Origin of the sequence: Afipia sp. P52-10 (assembly GCF_000516555.1) — a bacterium.
GTDB lineage: Bacteria > Pseudomonadota > Alphaproteobacteria > Rhizobiales > Xanthobacteraceae > P52-10.
This window is the reverse complement of sequence record NZ_AZSJ01000003.1, coordinates 2230064-2247524: the sequence shown is the minus strand read 5'-3', so window position 1 is coordinate 2247524 and position 17461 is coordinate 2230064. Positions and strand designations below refer to the sequence as shown.

At 66.0% G+C, this 17461-nt stretch carries 15 protein-coding genes; 7 read left to right on the top strand and 8 right to left on the bottom strand.

Annotated elements, in window-relative coordinates; translation table 11 throughout:
- Positions 1 to 23: 23 nt before the first annotated feature.
- On the bottom strand, positions 24 to 689 hold the full coding sequence (locus X566_RS11915) for a YqgE/AlgH family protein (RefSeq protein ID WP_034466462.1): 666 nt from the start codon (positions 687 to 689) through the stop codon (positions 24 to 26).
- 127 nt (positions 690 to 816) lie between these two features.
- On the opposite strand from X566_RS11915, the gene X566_RS11910 reads away from it, so the two are divergent.
- Both X566_RS11910 and X566_RS11905 read left to right on the top strand, forming a co-directional pair.
- The gene (locus tag X566_RS11910; protein ID WP_034466460.1) at positions 817 to 1653 is read left to right on the top strand and encodes a protein-disulfide reductase DsbD domain-containing protein; all 837 of its coding nucleotides are present in this window, start codon (positions 817 to 819) and stop codon (positions 1651 to 1653) included.
- 66 nt (positions 1654 to 1719) lie between these two features.
- Entirely contained in the window at positions 1720 to 2205 is a 486-nt protein-coding gene (locus X566_RS11905) for a peroxiredoxin (protein WP_034466458.1), read from the top strand.
- Positions 2206 to 2351: 146 nt separating this feature from the next.
- Here X566_RS11905 and rnhA read toward each other — a convergent pair whose 3' ends face one another.
- The 3 genes from rnhA to ispH all read right to left on the bottom strand — a co-directional run bounded on the left by rnhA (position 2352) and on the right by ispH (position 4940).
- On the bottom strand, positions 2352 to 2795 hold the full coding sequence (gene rnhA / locus X566_RS11900) for a ribonuclease HI (RefSeq protein WP_034468453.1): 444 nt from the start codon (positions 2793 to 2795) through the stop codon (positions 2352 to 2354).
- A gap of 44 nt (positions 2796 to 2839) precedes the next feature.
- A complete protein-coding gene (locus X566_RS11895) occupies positions 2840 to 3820 on the bottom strand; it encodes a homoserine kinase (RefSeq protein ID WP_034466455.1) in 981 nt (326 codons plus the stop codon).
- A 130-nt stretch (positions 3821 to 3950) separates the two neighbouring features.
- Positions 3951 to 4940 carry a 4-hydroxy-3-methylbut-2-enyl diphosphate reductase gene (ispH, locus tag X566_RS11890; protein ID WP_034466453.1) on the bottom strand — a complete coding sequence of 330 codons (990 nt, stop codon included), beginning with the start codon at positions 4938 to 4940 and terminating at the stop codon, positions 3951 to 3953.
- Positions 4941 to 5430: 490 nt separating this feature from the next.
- Here ispH and X566_RS11885 point away from each other — a divergent pair, with 490 nt between their 5' ends.
- Positions 5431 to 6147: a DUF1013 domain-containing protein gene (locus tag X566_RS11885; RefSeq protein WP_034466449.1), complete on the top strand. Its 717-nt coding sequence runs from the start codon at positions 5431 to 5433 to the stop codon at positions 6145 to 6147.
- A 266-nt stretch (positions 6148 to 6413) separates the two neighbouring features.
- Here the strand turns inward: X566_RS11885 and X566_RS24675 are convergent, their stop codons facing one another.
- The 3 genes from X566_RS24675 to X566_RS23930 all read right to left on the bottom strand — a co-directional run bounded on the left by X566_RS24675 (position 6414) and on the right by X566_RS23930 (position 10237).
- Positions 6414 to 6689, bottom strand: coding sequence for a hypothetical protein (locus X566_RS24675; protein WP_034468450.1), 276 nt, complete (start codon positions 6687 to 6689; stop codon positions 6414 to 6416).
- A 932-nt stretch (positions 6690 to 7621) separates the two neighbouring features.
- Positions 7622 to 9541 carry a propionyl-CoA synthetase gene (locus X566_RS11875; protein ID WP_034466446.1) on the bottom strand — a complete coding sequence of 640 codons (1920 nt, stop codon included), beginning with the start codon at positions 9539 to 9541 and terminating at the stop codon, positions 7622 to 7624.
- A gap of 126 nt (positions 9542 to 9667) precedes the next feature.
- Positions 9668 to 10237 carry a M48 family metallopeptidase gene (locus X566_RS23930; protein ID WP_152539853.1) on the bottom strand — a complete coding sequence of 190 codons (570 nt, stop codon included), beginning with the start codon at positions 10235 to 10237 and terminating at the stop codon, positions 9668 to 9670.
- 257 nt (positions 10238 to 10494) lie between these two features.
- Here X566_RS23930 and X566_RS11865 point away from each other — a divergent pair, with 257 nt between their 5' ends.
- The 4 genes from X566_RS11865 to X566_RS11850 all read left to right on the top strand — a co-directional run bounded on the left by X566_RS11865 (position 10495) and on the right by X566_RS11850 (position 15692).
- Entirely contained in the window at positions 10495 to 11856 is a 1362-nt protein-coding gene (locus X566_RS11865; RefSeq protein ID WP_051444039.1) for a hemolysin family protein, read from the top strand.
- Between the two features lie 193 nt (positions 11857 to 12049).
- Positions 12050 to 13774 carry a hypothetical protein gene (locus X566_RS11860; RefSeq protein ID WP_034466442.1) on the top strand — a complete coding sequence of 575 codons (1725 nt, stop codon included), beginning with the start codon at positions 12050 to 12052 and terminating at the stop codon, positions 13772 to 13774.
- Positions 13771 to 15273 carry a UbiA family prenyltransferase gene (locus tag X566_RS11855; protein WP_051444038.1) on the top strand — a complete coding sequence of 501 codons (1503 nt, stop codon included), beginning with the start codon at positions 13771 to 13773 and terminating at the stop codon, positions 15271 to 15273. Before X566_RS11860 ends, X566_RS11855 begins: the two co-directional genes overlap by 4 nt.
- A complete protein-coding gene (locus X566_RS11850; protein ID WP_034466439.1) occupies positions 15273 to 15692 on the top strand; it encodes a GtrA family protein in 420 nt (139 codons plus the stop codon). Before X566_RS11855 ends, X566_RS11850 begins: the two co-directional genes overlap by 1 nt.
- Before the next feature lie 51 nt (positions 15693 to 15743).
- Here the strand turns inward: X566_RS11850 and X566_RS11845 are convergent, their stop codons facing one another.
- The gene (locus tag X566_RS11845) at positions 15744 to 17420 is read right to left on the bottom strand and encodes an acyl-CoA synthetase (RefSeq protein ID WP_034466436.1); all 1677 of its coding nucleotides are present in this window, start codon (positions 17418 to 17420) and stop codon (positions 15744 to 15746) included.
- Between the last annotated feature and the right edge of the window lie 41 nt (positions 17421 to 17461).

Here is a 17461-nt window from a genome sequence, read left to right as displayed (position 1 = left end):
GCAACGACGCCGTCGGCAAATCGCTACGCGTGCCCCGCCTCGTTCGACAGCATCGCCAGATCGATGCCGATCTTCCTCAGCGCGCGCTCATATTTGCTGTCGATGTCCTTGTCGAACACGAGGTCCGGATCGGCGGGGCAGTGCAGCCAGCCATTGTGCTGGATTTCATCCTCGAGCTGGCCCGGCGCCCAGCCCGCATAACCGAGGGCGAGGATCGCACGCTTCGGCCCGGTCCCCTGCGCGATCGCCTTGAGGATATCGAGCGTCGCCGTCAACGAGATGTCGTCATCGATAGTCAGCGTGGAGTCCTGGATGAAGAAGTCGCTGGAATGCAGCACGAAGCCGCGCGCGGTTTCGACCGGCCCGCCTTTCAGCACCTTCATCTCCTCCGCATCCTCGGGGAGCATGATGCGATCGCTCTTCTTGATGATGTCGAGCTGCATCAAAAGCCCTGGAAAATCGATGCTGCCGGCTGGACGATTGACGATGATGCCCATGGCGCCCTCGGACGTGTGGGCGCAGACATAGATCACCGAACGCTGGAAGCGCTCGTCTTCCATCACCGGCATGGCGATCAGCATTTGACCGTCGAGATAATCGCCCTCGGGGACCTGTCCGCCGGATCGTACGGTCTTGCGCGATGCGCGTTCGGAATGGCCTGTTTCTGAGCGTTTTCGCGATGCTTTCATCAATCGGCCACCTTCGCTTTTCCTATTCATCCTGATATTGGGTTCGACGGGTGTCAATCAAGCCCGGTCATCAATTGTCACAGCCAATTCAGTAGCTTCGCTGTGACGCAGCCGGTAAGCTCGACAGATGGTTGCAATGGTTCCGTTCCACGCACTGATCGCGTGCGTCGCGTTCGTCGGCATTAACGCCGCCGCAACCATGGCGCATGCGCAGGATGCTTCGCCCTGGGCGCGCGACAGCCACTCGGCGCTGCGCCTGGTGGCAGGCTCGCGCGCCGGCTCCGTGCTGATGGGTGGCATCGAAATCCAGCTTGAGAAAGGCTGGAAGACATATTGGCGCACGCCCGGCGATTCCGGGGTTCCTCCGCGGTTCGACTTCTCCAAATCGAGCAATGTCGAAAGTGTGACACCGCTCTATCCGGCGCCCCGCAGCTTCAACGACGGCGCGGGCGGCATTTCGTTCGGTTACGTCAAGAACGTCGTCTTCCCGCTGCGGATCGTGCCGAAGAATCCGAACGAGCCCGTGAAGATTGCGGCGGCAATCAGCTACGCGGTATGCGAGAGACTCTGCCTGCCGGTGGAGGCTGAGGTCGAGCTCGCCTTCACCAGCACCGCGAGCGCACAAGACAGTCTGGTGGCCGTCGCCCTGAACAAGGTGCCGAAGCCGGCGACGACGACGGACACGACCCCTTACACGCTGCGGTCGTTCGTGCGCCAAGGCGACAAGGTGATGATCGACATCACCGCCCAGAATCCCGACGCCATCGAGCTGTTCGCCGAAGGCCCGAGCCCGGATTGGGCGCTGCCGCTGCCGAAACAGGTGACCGCAGCGGACAAGGATGCCGTCCGTTTCGCCTTTCCGTTGGAGGGCCTTCCGGCCGATGCGCGCGCCGAGGGTGCGCTGCTCAAGCTGACGGTGGTCGGCCCGGACGGCGCCTACGAATACAATGTGAGGCTGAATTGACGGACCTCCGCACAGCATGACATATGCGGATCGGTAAGGCCCAACAGTGCTTTCAGGGAGCGCACGATGACGATCAAAGTTGGCGACAAGATTCCGGAATCGAAGTTTCGCGTCATGACGGCCGATGGCCCGGCCTGGAAGAGCACCGACGAGGTGTTCAAGGGCAAGACGGTCGCGCTGTTCGCCGTGCCTGGCGCCTTCACCGGCACTTGCCACAAGATGCACATGCCGAGCATCACCCTGAACGCCAACGCGATCAAGGCGAAGGGCGTCAACACCATCGCCGTCACCGCCGTCAACGACGTGTTCGTGATGCAGGCCTGGAAGCGCGATACCGACGGCAAGGATCAGGTGGAATTCCTCGCTGACGGTTCGGCCGATTTCGCCAAGGCGATCGGGATGGATGCGGATTTCTCCGCGGGCGGCATGGGCGTGCGCTCGAAGCGCTACTCGATGCTGGTCGAGGACGGCGTGGTGAAGAAGCTCAACGTCGAGGAAAAGCCCGGCACGGTCGAGGTGTCCGGCGGCGACACACTGCTCGGCCAGCTCTAAGCCCGATCCCGGATCGGTCGTATCAAAAGCTGTATCGTATCAAGACCTGTCATGGCCGGCTCAGTCCGGCCATGATCGTTGTCAGGTGGACGTTCTTTCGCATCTGGCCGAAGGCTCGACCTGCCCGCCAATGACGGCACCCGATGCTAGCCTTTGGCGCGGTTTTCCGCGAGACCGTCACGGGCCAGCTGATCGGCGCGCTCGTTCTCCGCGTGCCCCGCATGACCCTTCACCCAATGCCAGCGCACGTCGTGATCCTTGAGCGCTGCATCGAGCCGTTGCCAGAGATCGGCGTTCTTCACCGGCTTCTTGTCGGCGGTCTTCCAACCGTTGCGCTTCCAGTTGTGGATCCACCCGGTGATGCCGCCGCGCACATACTGGCTGTCGGTGTAGAGATCGACCGAGACCGGCTTCTTCATCGCCTCGAGCGCGGAGATCGCCGCCAGCAGCTCCATCCGGTTGTTGGTGGTGTGCGGCTCGCCGCCCTTCAATTCCTTCTCGACGTCGCCGAATTTCAGGATCGCGCCCCAGCCACCCGGCCCCGGATTGCCGGAGCAGGCGCCATCGGTGTGGACGATCACATGCGGCAGGTCGGACCTTGCGGCATCACCGTTGGTTTTACCCTTGGCTTTGCTCACGCGGCGTAACCCGATTGCGCCAGGCCGTAGTCGCGCACGGTGGCGACATTCTGATGGAAGCGCAGCTTGCGCACATATTCCAGCGGATCTTTCGGCCGCACCAGCGCGCCCGGCGGCACGTTGAGCCAGTCCACCAGCCGCGTCAGCAGAAACCGCATCGCCGCGCCGCGCGCGAGCAGCGGCAGCGCGTCCTGCTCGGCCGCCGACAGCGGCCGCTCGCGCGTATAGGCATTCAGCAGCGCCCGCGCCTTGGTGACGTTGAAGGAATGATCTGGCTCGAAGCACCAGGCGTTCAGGCAGATCGCCACGTCGTAGGCGAGCATATCATTGCAGGCGAAGTAGAAGTCGATCAGCCCGGACAGCTTGTCGCCGATGAACAGCGCATTGTCGGGAAACAGGTCGGCGTGGATGATGCCTTGCGGCAGATCGGTCGGCCAGCTGCGCTCCAGATGCTCCAACTCGTTGGTGAGCAGGTCGGCGAGCCCGTACTGCACATCGTTGGCGCGCGCCGACGCCTGCTCGAACAGCGGCCGCCAGCCCGACACCGACAGCGCATTCGCCCGCGTCATCGCGAAGCTCTGGCCGGCGATGTGCATGTTCGCCAGCGCCTGACCGACGCCGGCGCAGTGCGCGACGTTCGGCCGCCGCGGCCAGACGCCCTCGAGGAAATCGATGATCGCCGCGGGCCGGCCCGCGAGCTCGCCCAGCATCTCGCCGGCCGTCGTCTTCACCGGCTGCGGACAACGGATGCCACGCGCGGCGAGATGCGTCATCAGGCCGAGAAAGAACGGCAGGTCGCCGGCGCGAACGCGCTTCTCGTACAGGGTGAGGAAAAACGAACCGCGGCTTGTATGCACGAGGAAGTTCGAGTTCTCGACCCCCTCGGCGATGCCCTTGTACGACAACAGCTCGCCGATCCCGTAAGGGGCGATGAAGGCTGCGAGCTCCTCGGCGGAGACGTCGGTGTAAACCGCCATCAGATCATTGTCCGGTGAAATACGAATCGGCAGGCGATCCTAACGCGGCGATCGCCGCCGATCTCGTCGGAAATGTCGGCATACGCCGGTTCCGGCCGTTTTCGGCCGGCTCCGCACGCGCACGGGCTTATTATTCGGCGGCTGCGGTCGTCGCGGCGGCTGCATCGGCGCGCAACGGCCGCGGCAGCGGGAAGAAGATCCCGTCTTCGGAGGCGGCCGACACGGTGTCCACCTTCAGCGTGTATTTCTCGGCGAAGGCGTCGAGAATCTCCTCGACCAGCACTTCCGGCGCCGAGGCGCCGGCGGTGATGCCGAGGCGGGTGATGCCCTCGAACATCGACCAGTCGAGGTCGGCGGCGCCATTGACCAGCACCGCGCGCGGGCAGCCCTCATGCTCGGCCACTTCGCGCAGGCGCTGCGAGTTGGACGAATTCGGCGAGCCGACGACGATCATCGCATCGACCACCGGCGCGACCCGCTTCACCGCGAGCTGGCGGTTGGTTGTCGCGTAGCAGATGTCTTCCTTGTGCGGCCCGATGATCTCGGGGAAACGCGCCTTCAGCGTCGCGACGATCGCTGCGGTGTCGTCGATCGATAGCGTGGTCTGCGTCACGAAGGCGAGCTTGGAGGCATCCTTCGGCTGGAACTGCTTGGCCTGCTCGACGGTCTCGATCAGCACGACCGCACCCGCAGGCAGCTGGCCGAGGGTGCCGACCACCTCCGGGTGACCGGCGTGGCCGATCATCGCGATCTCGCGGCCGCGCTTGAAATGAATTTCCGCCTCGCGGTGTACCTTCGTCACCAGCGGGCAGGTCGCATCCAGCGCGAAGAAGTTGCGGCGCTCGGCCTCGGCCGGGATCGACTTCGGCACGCCGTGCGCGGAGAACACCACCGGCGCCTCGGTATCGGGAATCTCGTCGAGCTCCTCGACGAAGATCGCGCCCTTGGTGCGCAGGCTCTCCACCACATGGCGGTTGTGGACGATCTCGTGCCGGACATAGACCGGCGGGCCATAGAGCTTCAGGGCGCGCTCGACCGTGTCGATGGCGCGGACGACGCCCGCGCAGAAGCCGCGCGGGGAACAAAGGACGATCTGAAGCTCGGGCTTGGCTTGGGCCATCTGGCTATCTCTAAAAAGGTGCAAAACTCGAAAGCGCGTCAGCGGAATGGCGAAACGGCATTTTGGCCTGCCTCCCCGGCCAATTTGGGGCGGATTTGGCGGCTGGCGGCCCTAAAACCGGCCATCCAACCCTCAATCCATGGCCAAACCGGATACACGACCGGCGGTCTGGCCCTAGGGACAACGACTTGGCCCTCATAGGTCTGGATGTCAAGCGGTGGGGTTCAAGGCGGTTACCGGCCCCTTGCGCCTGGCAACCCTGGCAGAGCCGCTCGCGACGGCCCGCCCCCGGTGCGGTTCTCCGCCCATGCGGCTTCCAAGAACGCCCGTTCCCGGCCATCGGTCGGCCCAATCCCGTGCGCCCTCGCCTGCGCCAAACCATTGCGCGAGGGCGGCGAAGGCGCCTATATAGACCGCAATTCCCGTCATCAGAGATGACCACGGCTTCGCCTTCCGAACAGGCGGGCGAAGCACAAAGGAGATTTGCCCTGTGAGCAACGCACCCCTGATGCCCAAAGCGACCGCCGTCTGGCTGGTCGACAACACCGCCCTTTCCTTCGATCAGGTGGCCGATTTCTGCAAAATGCACCCCCTGGAGGTGCGCGCGATCGCCGACGGCGACGCGGCCCAGGGGATCAAGGGCTCGGACCCGATCGCCAGCGGCCAGCTCACCCGCGAGGAGATCGCCCGCGGCGAGGCCGACCCGAACTACCGGCTGAAGCTTTTGGAACCGAAGACCCGGCTGCCCGAGCCGAAGCGCAAGAAGGGCCCGCGCTACACCCCGGTCTCGCGCCGGCACGAGCGGCCGAGCGCGATCCTCTGGCTGGTGCGCAATCACCCGGAGTTGAAGGACGCGCAGATCATGCGCCTGGTCGGCACCACCAAGACGACGATCGCCTCGATCCGCGACCGCACCCACTGGAACACCGCGGCGCTGACGCCGATGGACCCGGTGACGCTCGGCCTGTGCTCGCAGATCGACCTCGACTTCGAGGTCCAGCGCGCGGCGAAGGAGAAGCCCGCCGCGGCCGCCTATGGCGGCGCGACGCTGCTGCCGGCCTCCGAGACCACCCGCAAGAGCGAGGACGAGGAGACCGAGAGCGCGCCCTCCTCGCGCTCGTCGGAGGAGTTCGACGATGCGGCGGTGTTCGCCAAGCTCAAGCAGCTCGGCGGCAAGCGCGACCACGACGAGGACGACGAGGACTGACGCGCCCGTAGCGCGCGTCCGCCCGCCGTTGGCGCATCGCGTCTCGACATATCGCGTTTCAAGACATCGCGTTTCGGGACATGGCTCCTGGCGCATTGCGTTTCGCACGCGGCGCGAACGAGCCGTTGCGGATCGTCTCGGCGCGGATGGTGGTCGTGTGGCGTGCAGAAGCCGCCGCCGCTCATCCGGATCCATGGTCCGGATCATGCCGTAAGACCGCTGCCCGAGGCGCCTTGCTCGCAGCCTCTGCCGAAGCGGCCGCGCCCTCAGCGCCCCATCAGCATGTCTTCCGACACCCGCCGGTGCGCGCGATCGACCCGCGCCTGCGCCCCTTCGCGGGCGATGTCCCGCTCCTTCAGACAGACCGCGTAAGCATCCGACCCCGGCTGCCCCTTGGCGCGGCAGGTCGCCTCGTCGTCGGTGGCCGCCGTCGCCGCCACCTCGCGGCCGCTCTTGAAACAGCCGGACAGCGCCAGCGCTGCGACCAGCATCAGCGGCGCGGCGAGAAGCTTCGATGATTGGCGTTGCGATATCCGTTGCATGGTGGCGTCCCCGCTGGCCCGCGTCGGCGCGCGCCAAATCTCGTGTCGATGGTTCGTGCCCCGCCGTATCATGGCCGCATGTGGCGGATCGATGGCCGAGCGCGCCGATGCGCTGAACGTATGCGCCCGTGAATGGATCGATGCGCCGCTCCACTCTTTGCCGTCGTTCCGGGACGCGCGATTTCGCGCGGGCCCGGAACCCATACGCCCGGTGTGCGTGATGGCGCGCAGTGCCGGTGCCCTTGCAAGCAGCGCCCATCGCACGCGCCGTTTGATGTGATCCAAGATCATGGCCGTAGCGGCAGACTCATCAGCACAGGGGTTATGGATTCCGGGCTCGCGAGCTGTGCTCGCGCCCCGGAATGACGGCGGAGTTGATCCCTGCGCTTCTCTTCCCGCAAACGGTGAGAGGTCAAAGAACAGCGCCGCTCCACTCTCTGCCGTCGTCCGGGACGCGCCTCTTGGCGCGGGCCCAGAACCCATATGCCCGGTGTGCGTGATGGCGCGCAGTGCCGGTGCCCTTGCAAGCAGCGCCCATCGCACGCGCTCGTTTGATGTGATCCAAGACCATGGGCGTAACGGCAAACTCATCAGCACAGGGTCTATGGATTCCGGGCTCGCGAGCTGTGCTCGCGCCCCGGAATGACGACGGAGGGGTATCCCAGAACGGCTGAGTATGCGTTGCGCTCGCTCCGCACTCCAGCCGTCGTTCCGGGACGCGCCTCTTGGCGCGAACCCGGAACCCATACGCCCGGTGTGCGTGATGGCGCGCAGTGCCGGTGCCCTTGCAAGCAGCGCCCATCGCACGCGCTGTTTGATGTGATCCAAGATCATGGGCGCAACGGCAAACTCATGAGCACAGGGGTTATAGATTCCGGGCTCGATGCTGCGCATCGCCCCGGAATGACGCCGTGCGGACCGACGTCTCACCCTTACTGCGCGACGCCCCGCTCCTTCAGCGCGCCACCGATCTCGTCGAGCACGACGGGATCATCGATGGTGGCGGGCATCGACCAGGCATCGCCGTCGGCGATCTTCTTCATGGTGCCGCGCAGGATCTTGCCCGAGCGCGTCTTCGGCAGGCGGCCCACTGTAATGGCCAGCTTGAACGCCGCGACCGGGCCAATCTTCTCGCGCACCAGCGCCACCACCTCGCGCTCGATGTCGCCGGGCGTCTTGGCAACGCCAGCCTTCAGCACGATGAAGCCGCACGGCACCTCGCCCTTCAGATCATCCTTGATGCCGAGGACTGCGCATTCGGCGACGTCCGGATGCGAGGCCAGCACCTCCTCCATGCCGCCGGTTGAGAGGCGATGGCCGGCGACGTTGATGATGTCGTCGGTGCGGCCCATCACGAACACGTAGCCGTCCTCGTCCTTGTAGCCGGCGTCGGAGGTCTTGTAGTAGCCGGGATACTCCGCGAGGTAGGCATCCTTGAAGCGCGCGTCGTTCTTCCACAGCGTCGGCAGGCAGCCGGGCGGCATCGGCAGCTTGATGACGATCGAGCCCATGGTGTTGGCGGCAACCGGCTTCGCCGCCTCGTCCACCACATCGACGATGTAGCCCGGCATCGGCACCGTCGGCGAGCCGTGCTTCACCGGCAACTGGCCGAGGCCGACCGGGTTGCCGGCGATGCACCAGCCGGTCTCCGTCTGCCACCAGTGGTCGATCACCGGCACTTTGAGCTGCTGCTCGGCCCACTCCACCGTCGGCGGATCGGCACGCTCGCCGGCGAGAAACAGCGTGCGGAATTTCGACAGGTCGTATTTGCGGATGAAGGCGCCGTCCGGGTCTTCCTTCTTGATGGCGCGGAAGGCGGTCGGCGCGGTGAACTGCGCGACCGCGCCGTGCTCGGCGATCACCCGCCAGAACGCGCCGGCATCCGGCGTGCCGACCGGCTTGCCCTCATACATGATCGAGGTCGCGCCATGGATCAGCGGGCCATAGACGATGTAGGAGTGGCCGACCACCCAGCCGATGTCGGACGAGCACCACCACACCTCGCCGGGCTTGACGCCATAAAGGTTGAACATCGACCACTTCAGCGCGACGAGATGCCCGCCATTGTCGCGCACCACGCCCTTCGGGATGCCGGTGGTGCCCGAGGTGTAGAGGATGTAGAGCGGATCGGTGGCGGCGACCGGCACGCAGTCGGCCGATTTGTTCGCGGCGATCGCGGCCTTGCGCAGGCTCTGCCAATCATGATCGCGGCCGGCGACCAGCGCGCAGCCCTCCTGCGGCCGCTGCTGGATGATACAGGCCGCGGGCTTCACCGTCGCCAGGTCGATCGCCTCGTCCAGCAGCGGCTTGTACTTGACGATGCGGCCCGGCTCGATGCCGCAGCTCGCGGAGAGAATGAGCTTCGGCTCGGCGTCGTCGATGCGGGTCGCGAGCTCCTTCGCCGCGAAGCCGCCGAACACCACCGAATGCACCGCGCCGATGCGCGCGCAGGCGAGCATCGCGAACACGGCTTCCGGAATCAGCGGCATGTAGATGATGACGCGGTCGCCCTTGGTGACACCGAAATCCTGCAGGATCGCGGCGAGCGTCTTCACCTCGTCGAGCATCTCGCGATACGTGAACTTGGCGATCGTGTCGGTGACGGGGGAATCGTAGATCAGCGCGGTCTGCTCGGCGCGGCCGCCCGCGACGTGGCGATCGAGCGCGTTGTAGCAGGTGTTGACCATCGCGCCCGCGAACCAGCGGCCGTAGACGCCCTGCGACGCGTCGAACACCTTATCGGCGGGCTTGATCCAGTCGATCTCCTTGGCGGCCTCCGCCCAAAATCCTTCCGGGTCGCGGCTCGCGCGCGCATAGACCTCGTGATAGCGGCTGGTGGATGTGGCGGCCATGGCGTCGTCTCCCGCGCGTTTGTTCTTGACGCGTTATTCGCAAGAGTCCTTGTCACCGATAGCCATGCAATTCAAGGGGCGCCGGCACAGCCCGCGCGTGCAGACCGCGCACGGCAAAGCGCCGCGTCACGGCTTCGGCGCATGGGTCAGCGGCATGGTCGCGCCGAGCCGCTCGATCTCCTGCGCCAGCGCCTTGCGCTCTGCGGCCGCCGCCGCATGCGCGGGCTCGCGCCGGAGCACCGCGCCGAAGTCCGCCAGCGCGCGGCGCAGATCGCCCTTGCCGCGATAGAGCGTGCCGCGCTCGAACAGCGCCGCCACGTTGTCCGGCTGCAGGCGGATCAGCATGGACAAGTCCGCGATCAGACCGTCGGTGTCGCCGAGCGTGCGGCGCAGGCCGGCGCGCTTGATGACGCTGGGTCCGTCTTGATCGTCGAGGCGACTGACCTGATCGAGATCGGCGACCGCGAGCGGCAGCCGATCCTGTCGGATGTAGGCCTCGGCGCGGGCACGCAGCCAGCCTGCGCGTTTCGCATCCGGCGTGTCAGGCGCGGCGAGCAGCGCGTCGCAGGCCGCGACGATGCGCTCGGCCGCCGCCTCGGCGGTTCCGGCGCAGGTGTCCGGGCCCTGCGGGGCCTGCGCCAGGACCGGAAGCGGCGCAAAGAGTGCGGTCACGACAACGAGGGCGGGCAGGCGCATGCGGCCGTCCGTCCGGCGTTTCTTGGGCAGCGCGAGGGCATCGGAGCAGGACATCGGGAGGTGCATCTTACATAGGTCGGGCCGGCACCGGGTTCGCTCAGGCCTGCCATGCAGACCGTCGGCGACCCGTTAAATCATTGAAAATACTCAACATTGCCGCAGGTCCCTTCACCCTGAATAAATTCTCGGCCGCCCGGCGCGCAGCGGCCATCGATTTCCTATATTCTGCATAGCGAAAGGTGGGCGCAAAAACCCAAATGTTAACTCTGGAACTCGGGATCGTTGCGGTCCTGATCATCATCAACGGCCTGCTCGCGATGTCCGAGCTCGCCATCGTCTCCTCCCGGCCGGCACGGCTGGCGGCACTCGTCGAGAAGGGCGTACGCGGTGCGCGGCCTGCGCTGACGCTGGCCTCCGACCCCGGCAAATTCCTCTCCACCGTGCAGATCGGCATCACGCTGGTCGGCGTGCTCTCGGGCGCGGTGTCCGGCGCGACGCTCGGCCTGCGCGTCACCGAATGGCTGGGCGGCCTCGGCATGCCCGCGCGTTTCGCCGACGTGATCGGCGTCGGCACGGTCGTCACGCTGATCACCTATGCCTCGTTGATCGTCGGCGAACTGGTGCCGAAGCAGATCGCGCTGCGCGATCCGGAAGCGGTGGCGCTGAAGGTCGCGCCGGCGATGACGCTGCTGGCGAAGGTCTCCTCGCCTTTGGTGACGCTGCTCGACCTCTCCGGCAAGTCGGTGCTGTGGCTGCTCGGCCAGCGCGGCGAGAAGGAGGAGAAAGTCACCGAGGACGAGATCCGCACGCTGATCCTGGAGGCGGAGAACGCCGGCGTGCTCGAACCCGGCGAGAAGGAAATGATCGCGGGCGTGATGCGGCTCGGCGACCGGCCCGTGGGCGCGGTGATGACGCCACGGCGCGAGGTCAACATGATCGACCTCTCCGAGGATGTCGAGGCGATCCGCACGACCTTCACCACGACGCCGCACTCGCGGCTGCCCGCCCACGACGGCAACCGCGACCATCCGATCGGCATCATCCAGGCGAAGGACCTGCTCAACGCCACCATAGCCGGCGGCGAGGTCGACGTGCGCAGCCTCGTGCGCGAGGCGCCGGTGATTCCGGAATCCGCCGACGCGCGCGACGTGGTGGCGATCCTGAAGGATTCCGCCGTGCATATGGGCCTCGTCTACGACGAGTACGGCGCCTTCCAGGGCGTGGTGACGAGCGCGGACATCCTCGAATCGATCGTCGGCGGCTTCAGCACCGAGGAAGGCCCGGCTGAGCCCGCCGCCGTGCAGCGCGACGACGGCTCATATCTGATCGCCGGCTGGATGCCGGTGGACGAATTCGCCGACCTGCTGGCGATTCCGATTCCGGACATCCGCAGCTATCACACCGTCGCGGGTTTCGTGCTGCAGGATGTCGGCACGCTGCCGGAGGTTGGCCACAGCTTCGCCCGCGATGGCTGGCGCTTCGAGGTGGTGGACATGGACGGCCGGCGAATCGACAAGGTCCTCGCTAGCCGCGTCGAGCCGGAAACCGCGCGCCACGTTGCCCAGCAGGAGGCGTCGCTCAAGGACGACGCCCGCAGGAAGAGCGCCCAGGCCCGCTGATCCGAGCGTGCCGTTTAGACACGCGCGGCACACTCCCGTTCCTGTTTGAACCAGCTTCCGATCGCGAAATCGGCGCGTTTACCTTTCCCGTAAAGATAAGCACGCGTCTTACTTTTCATCGCAAGTCCCGAGGTGTTTCTTGCCCGCGAGCGACGAGAGCACGTCTCGCCGCCGCCCCTCGAGGACTGTTCGCATGGTCTCAGCAAGAACACTCGCATCACGCTCGCCGCATCGCCCTGCAGGCGTCTCGTCGCTCGCCCTCAACGCGCGCCAGCTCCTGGTGCTTTTGTCGGGCATCGCTGTCGTCGCGCTGGCGATGCTCCTGACGACCATTCCCTACGGCCGCTCGATCTGGGATTATCTCTTCCTGCTCGACGGCGCCTATCGCATCTCGCTCGGTCAGGTCCCGCATGTGGACTTCTCATCGCCGGTCGGATCGCTGTCGCTCTACCTGACGTTTGCCGCCGAACGGCTGTTTCCGAACGGCAATCCGTTCGTCGGACTGCATGCGTTGGTCTGGCTGCTGACGCTGCCGGCCGTAGCCGTGCTGGCGCCGCGCTTCCGCAGCGATCTCGGCTTCGCCGCAGCGTTCGTGCTGCTTGCGGCGATGATCCTGATTCCGGTCACGCTCGACAGCACGCATCTGTCGGAGATCAGCTACTTCGCCAGCTACAACCGGTTCGCATCCGGCCTGCTGTTCCTGGTCGGACTCTGGTACGTGCTGCCGAAATCGCGTCACGACGGATGGCTGCTGGCCTACATCCTGGCGCTGCTGTTCTTCCTGAAGATCACAACGGCGATGGTCGCGGGAGGCATCATCGTCGCCGCCGTGATCCTTGGCCGTGCGCAGCTTCGCGTGCTGCTGGCGGCGCTGATCGGCGCCGCCGTCATCCTGGTCATCGCCAATCTGCCGGCGGGCCTCGTTGCGGCGTATCTGCACGACGTGCGGAGCATGAGCGCCATCAACCAAGGCCGGGCGCTGTATGCGCTGTTCTTCGCCGCATTTCGCAACTGGGGTCCGCTGCTCGCGGCGGCCGGCATCGCCGTCGTCGCACTGATCTCGTTCAGGCAAACGGCGGCAGCCTCACTCCGGCGGCCGGTCGAAGCGGTTTTCGCATTCCTGAAGCAGGAATCGTTCGCGGTCGATGCCTGCCTCCTGATCGCCGCCGCTCTGTTCGCCGAAAGCCAGAACACCGGCGGGCTTGGCCTGATCGCCGCCGCCGCGATCCTTTTCCATCCGGAAGCATGGAAGGGCAGCACCGCGCGTGCCGTCACCGCTGGTCTGCTGCTGGCAACGCTGACCCTGCCGCTAGCCGATATCGTGATCAAGCGCGGGATGACCGAAGCCGTCAGAACACGCGAGGCCGCGGCAGACCAATCGCTCAGCGCGCTCATTCCCGGAACGCGCGTGCCGCAATCGACCGCCGAAGGCGCCCGCCTGTTCGAGCGCTTCACCGGAGATTGGCTGACTCTCGCTCGCGACATCCAGCGCGCAGGGTTCTTCATCGATCCGGACCCGACCAGCAACGCCTCCGCCGTACGCCTGGCCTGGGCGAAAAGCGCTATAGAGGCCGGTCGGGCCTTCACCCAGAACGGCTATCGCACCGCGGCCAACCGCTTCGCCACCCTGTCGTTCGCCGATCCGTTCGCGCGCATGCTGCGTCTCACGCCTGCACGGGGAACGACGATCGCCATTGAGGTCGGACGTACCCTGCCGCTGCTTAACGAGGATGGCGCAAGCCACTACCTCGCCGACGCCGACGGCGTGTTCGTCGACCGCTGCCAGATCGGAGCGAACGTGACCAACGACGCCGTTTTCCAGACCGTCCTCGACCGGGAGTTTGAGAAACTTCCGCTGCATCGATGCTGGGATTTCTACCGACGCCCTGAAACGTCGCGTCAAGGGAGAGGCTCATGAGACCGATCCGCCTGCCATCCGGCCTGGTGACGCCGCCCGCGCCTTCTCGCCAGCCCGGCGAGTCCCCGATCAGCCGTCCGCTGGTTCTCGACCTCGACGGAACCGTGGTGCGCGGGAACCTGCTGGTGGAAACCGCGCTCGCTTTCCTGAAGCAACACCCGCTGAAGATCTTCATGATTTTCGTCTGGCTGTTTCGCGGCCGGGCCGAGTTGAAGCAGCAGCTGGCACAACGCGCCCAGGTCGATGTCGAGGTCCTGCCGCTCAATGACGAGCTGCTGGCCTACGCCGCCGAGCAGGTCGGCATCGGGCGACAGGTCTACATTGCGACCGCCGCAGACGCCGCCATTGCCAATCAGGTTGCGGCCCGTATTCCGTTCGTGTCCGAGGTGATCGCCAGCGACGGCAAGACCAACCTCAAGGGAGCGGCGAAAGCCGCCGTCCTCGCCGAGCGTTTTCCGAACGGCTTCGAATATGCCGGCGATGCCAGCGCCGACCTGCCGGTCTGGCGCGCAGCAGGCTATGCGGCCGTGGTCGAAGCATCGCCATCGGTCGTTGCCGCTGCCCGCTCACTGGCCGAGGTGACGCGCGTTTTTCCGCGTCCGGCACCCTGGAAAGCCTTGATCAAAAGCCTGCGGCTGCATCAATGGGCCAAGAACGCGCTGGTTTTCGTGCCGCTGATTCTGGGCGGCCGGCTCGGCGACCCGACGGCTGTGCTGGCAACGTGCGCTGCATTTCTGGCAATGAGCTTCGTCGCGTCCGCGACCTATATCGTCAATGACATTGTCGATCTGGCCGACGACCGCCGCCACTGGTCGAAACGCGAGCGGCCGCTGGCAAGCGGACGGCTCCCGCTCATGACCGGCGCGAGCGCCGTGCCGATCGGACTGGTCGCAGGCTTCAGCCTTGCCGCGTTCGCCGGATGGGCGGTCGTGCTCGCGACCATCCTGTATCTCGCCTGCACGCTCACCTATTCGTTCAAGCTGAAGAAGCTGCCGATCCTCGATGGCTTCACCCTCGCGAGCCTGTTCACCCTCCGGCTCGGCGCGGGAATTCTGGCATCGGGAGCACCAGCCTCGCCCTGGCTGCTCGTGTTCTCGATGTTCCTGTTTGCCTCGCTCAGCTTCGCGAAGCGTCACACCGAAGTCGCCCGCGTGATCGAACGCGGCGGCACGGAAGTGCGCGGCCGCGGCTACAAGGCGATCGACCTTCCGCTCATCCTCGCGATCGGCATCGCTACCGGCATGTGCGCGGTGCTGATCCTCGTGCTCTACATCATCAACGATGCGTTCCGTCAGAGCTTCTATGGAAATACGATGTGGCTCTGGGGCTTTCCGGCCGTGCTGTTCCTGTTCATCTGCCGCATCTGGCTGATGTGCCAGCGCGGGCAGATGAACGACGATCCGGTCGTGTTCGCGGTCCGCGACCGGCCGAGCCTCGCGCTCGGCGGAAGCCTGATGCTGTGCTTCATCGCCGCCTGGGCCGGGATGCCGGCGCTGTGATGCAGAGCCTTCTCTCCGACCTGCGCGTCCGGTTTCTGCTCGCAGGCGGAAGCGCAGCGTTGCTGAATTGGCTGGTGCGCTTTCCGTTCGGCCTGTTTCTTCCCTACACCACCGCGCTCATCGCCGCGCAGGCGGTCGGCATGGCGTATGGCTTCATCATCTACCGTAACTGGGCGTTCCGCTCGTCCGGAGAGCGCTCCGTCCTCGCCGAGCTGCGCGACTTCTTGGCGGTCAACGCCGCCGGCGCCGTGGTCACGATCGCGCTTGCCGTGGCCGCAAAAGCGGGCCTGTTGCTGCTCGGTATTCCTGCCACCATCGCGGAAGGAATCGCTCACGCCGGGGGCATCGCCGCAGGCGCAGTCGTCAACTTCCTCGGCCACAAGCATATGACGTTTCGCAACCGGCCATCCGCCCGCTGACGCGGGTCTGCCGCGGCTTCATGAGGCAGCCTTTTTCATGAGGAAGCCTTTTCATGAGGCGGCCTTGCGCGCCTTGGCGATCTCCTCGTTGCGCAGGATGAAGCGCTGCACCTTGCCGCTCGGCGTCTTCGGCAACTGTTCGATGAACTCGATCTCGCGCGGATAGGCGTGCGCCGACAGGCGCTTCTTCACATACTGGCTCAGCTCGTCGGCCAATGCAGCGCCGCCCTTGGCACCGGGCTTCAGCACCACGAACGCCTTGACGACCTCGGTGCGCTCCGGATCGGGGCGGCCGATCACCGCCGCCTCCAGCACCGCCGGATGCTCGATCAGCGCGCTCTCCACGTCGAACGGGCCGATGCGGTAGCCGGACGAGGTGATGACGTCGTCGGCGCGGCCGATGAAGCTGACGCGGCCGTCCGCATCCATCTCGACATGATCGCCGGTGCGGTAATAGCCGCCGCCGATCGCAGGCGTCGGCTGCTGCCAGTAGCCGGTGAACCACATCAACGGCGAGCGGGCGATATCGACCGCCAGCGTGCCGGGCGTGCCGGGCGCAACCTCGCGGCCGTCCTCGTCGATCACCGCGACGCGATAGCCCGGCATCGCCAGCCCGGCCGAGCCGGGACGCACCGCATGGCGCAGCGCGTGATGATTGTTCACCACCATGCCGAGCTCGGTCTGGCCGTAATGATCGTGGATCGGCACGTCGAGGTGTTCGGCGAACCAGCGGATCACCTCCGGATTCAACGGCTCGCCCGCGCTGCTCACCACGCGCAGCTTGCCCTTCAGCGGCGCCGCCGCCTCCGGCCCAGCCGCGATCAGCAGGCGATAGGCAGTCGGCGCGCCGGCGAGATTGGTGATGCGCTGACGTTGCAGCAGCGCGTAGGTGCTCTCCACCGTGAACGGCCCGTCATAGAACGTGGTGGCATGGCCGAGCAGCAACGGCCCGGTCACCGCATAGTAGAGGCCATACGCCCAGCCGGGGTCGGCGATGTTCCAGAACCTGTCCTCGGGACGCAGATCGATCGCATCGCGCATGTAGACGTAGATGCTCGACAGCGCCTTCAGCGGCACCGGCACGCCCTTCGGCAGACCGGTCGTGCCCGAGGTGGACATCATCAGGAACGCGTCGTCGCCGCGCCGCATCACCGGTTCGAACGCCGTGCTCTGGCGCGCGAGTTCGGCGCTGAAATCGAGATCGCCGGCCGCGAGCGCGCCGCCGTTGCCCGTCACCACCGCGACCTTGATCGCGCGCCGGGTCGCCGCATCGATCTCGTCGAGCTTGCCGCGATTGCCAGGGTCGGTGACCACCAGCTTCGCCTGGCTCATCTGCAGGCGATGCTCCACCGCCTTCGGGCCGAACGCGGTGAACAGCGGCTGGTAGACCGCGCCCGCGCGCCAGGTGCCGAGGATGGTGACAATCAATTCCGGCGTGCGCGGCAGCATGCCCGCCACCACATCGCCCGCACCGACGCCCTGCGCTGTCAGGACATGCGCGAATCGCGCCGCCTGGTCGCGCAGCTCGGCGAAGCTGTGCTGCGACTGCCGCCCGTCCTGCCCGAACCATTCCAGCGCAATCTTGCCTGGCGCGACATGCCGGTCGCAGCATTCGACGCAAACATTGAGCCCTTGCGTAAAGCTGCCCTGGAACAACCGCTCGATCTGCTCGGTGCGGAAACTCGCATAGGCAGCATGATAGTCGGCCAACGGCGCAGTGTCGGTCACGGCGATCTCCTCCCGGCTTCGCGCGGCGAAGCGTTGTTTGG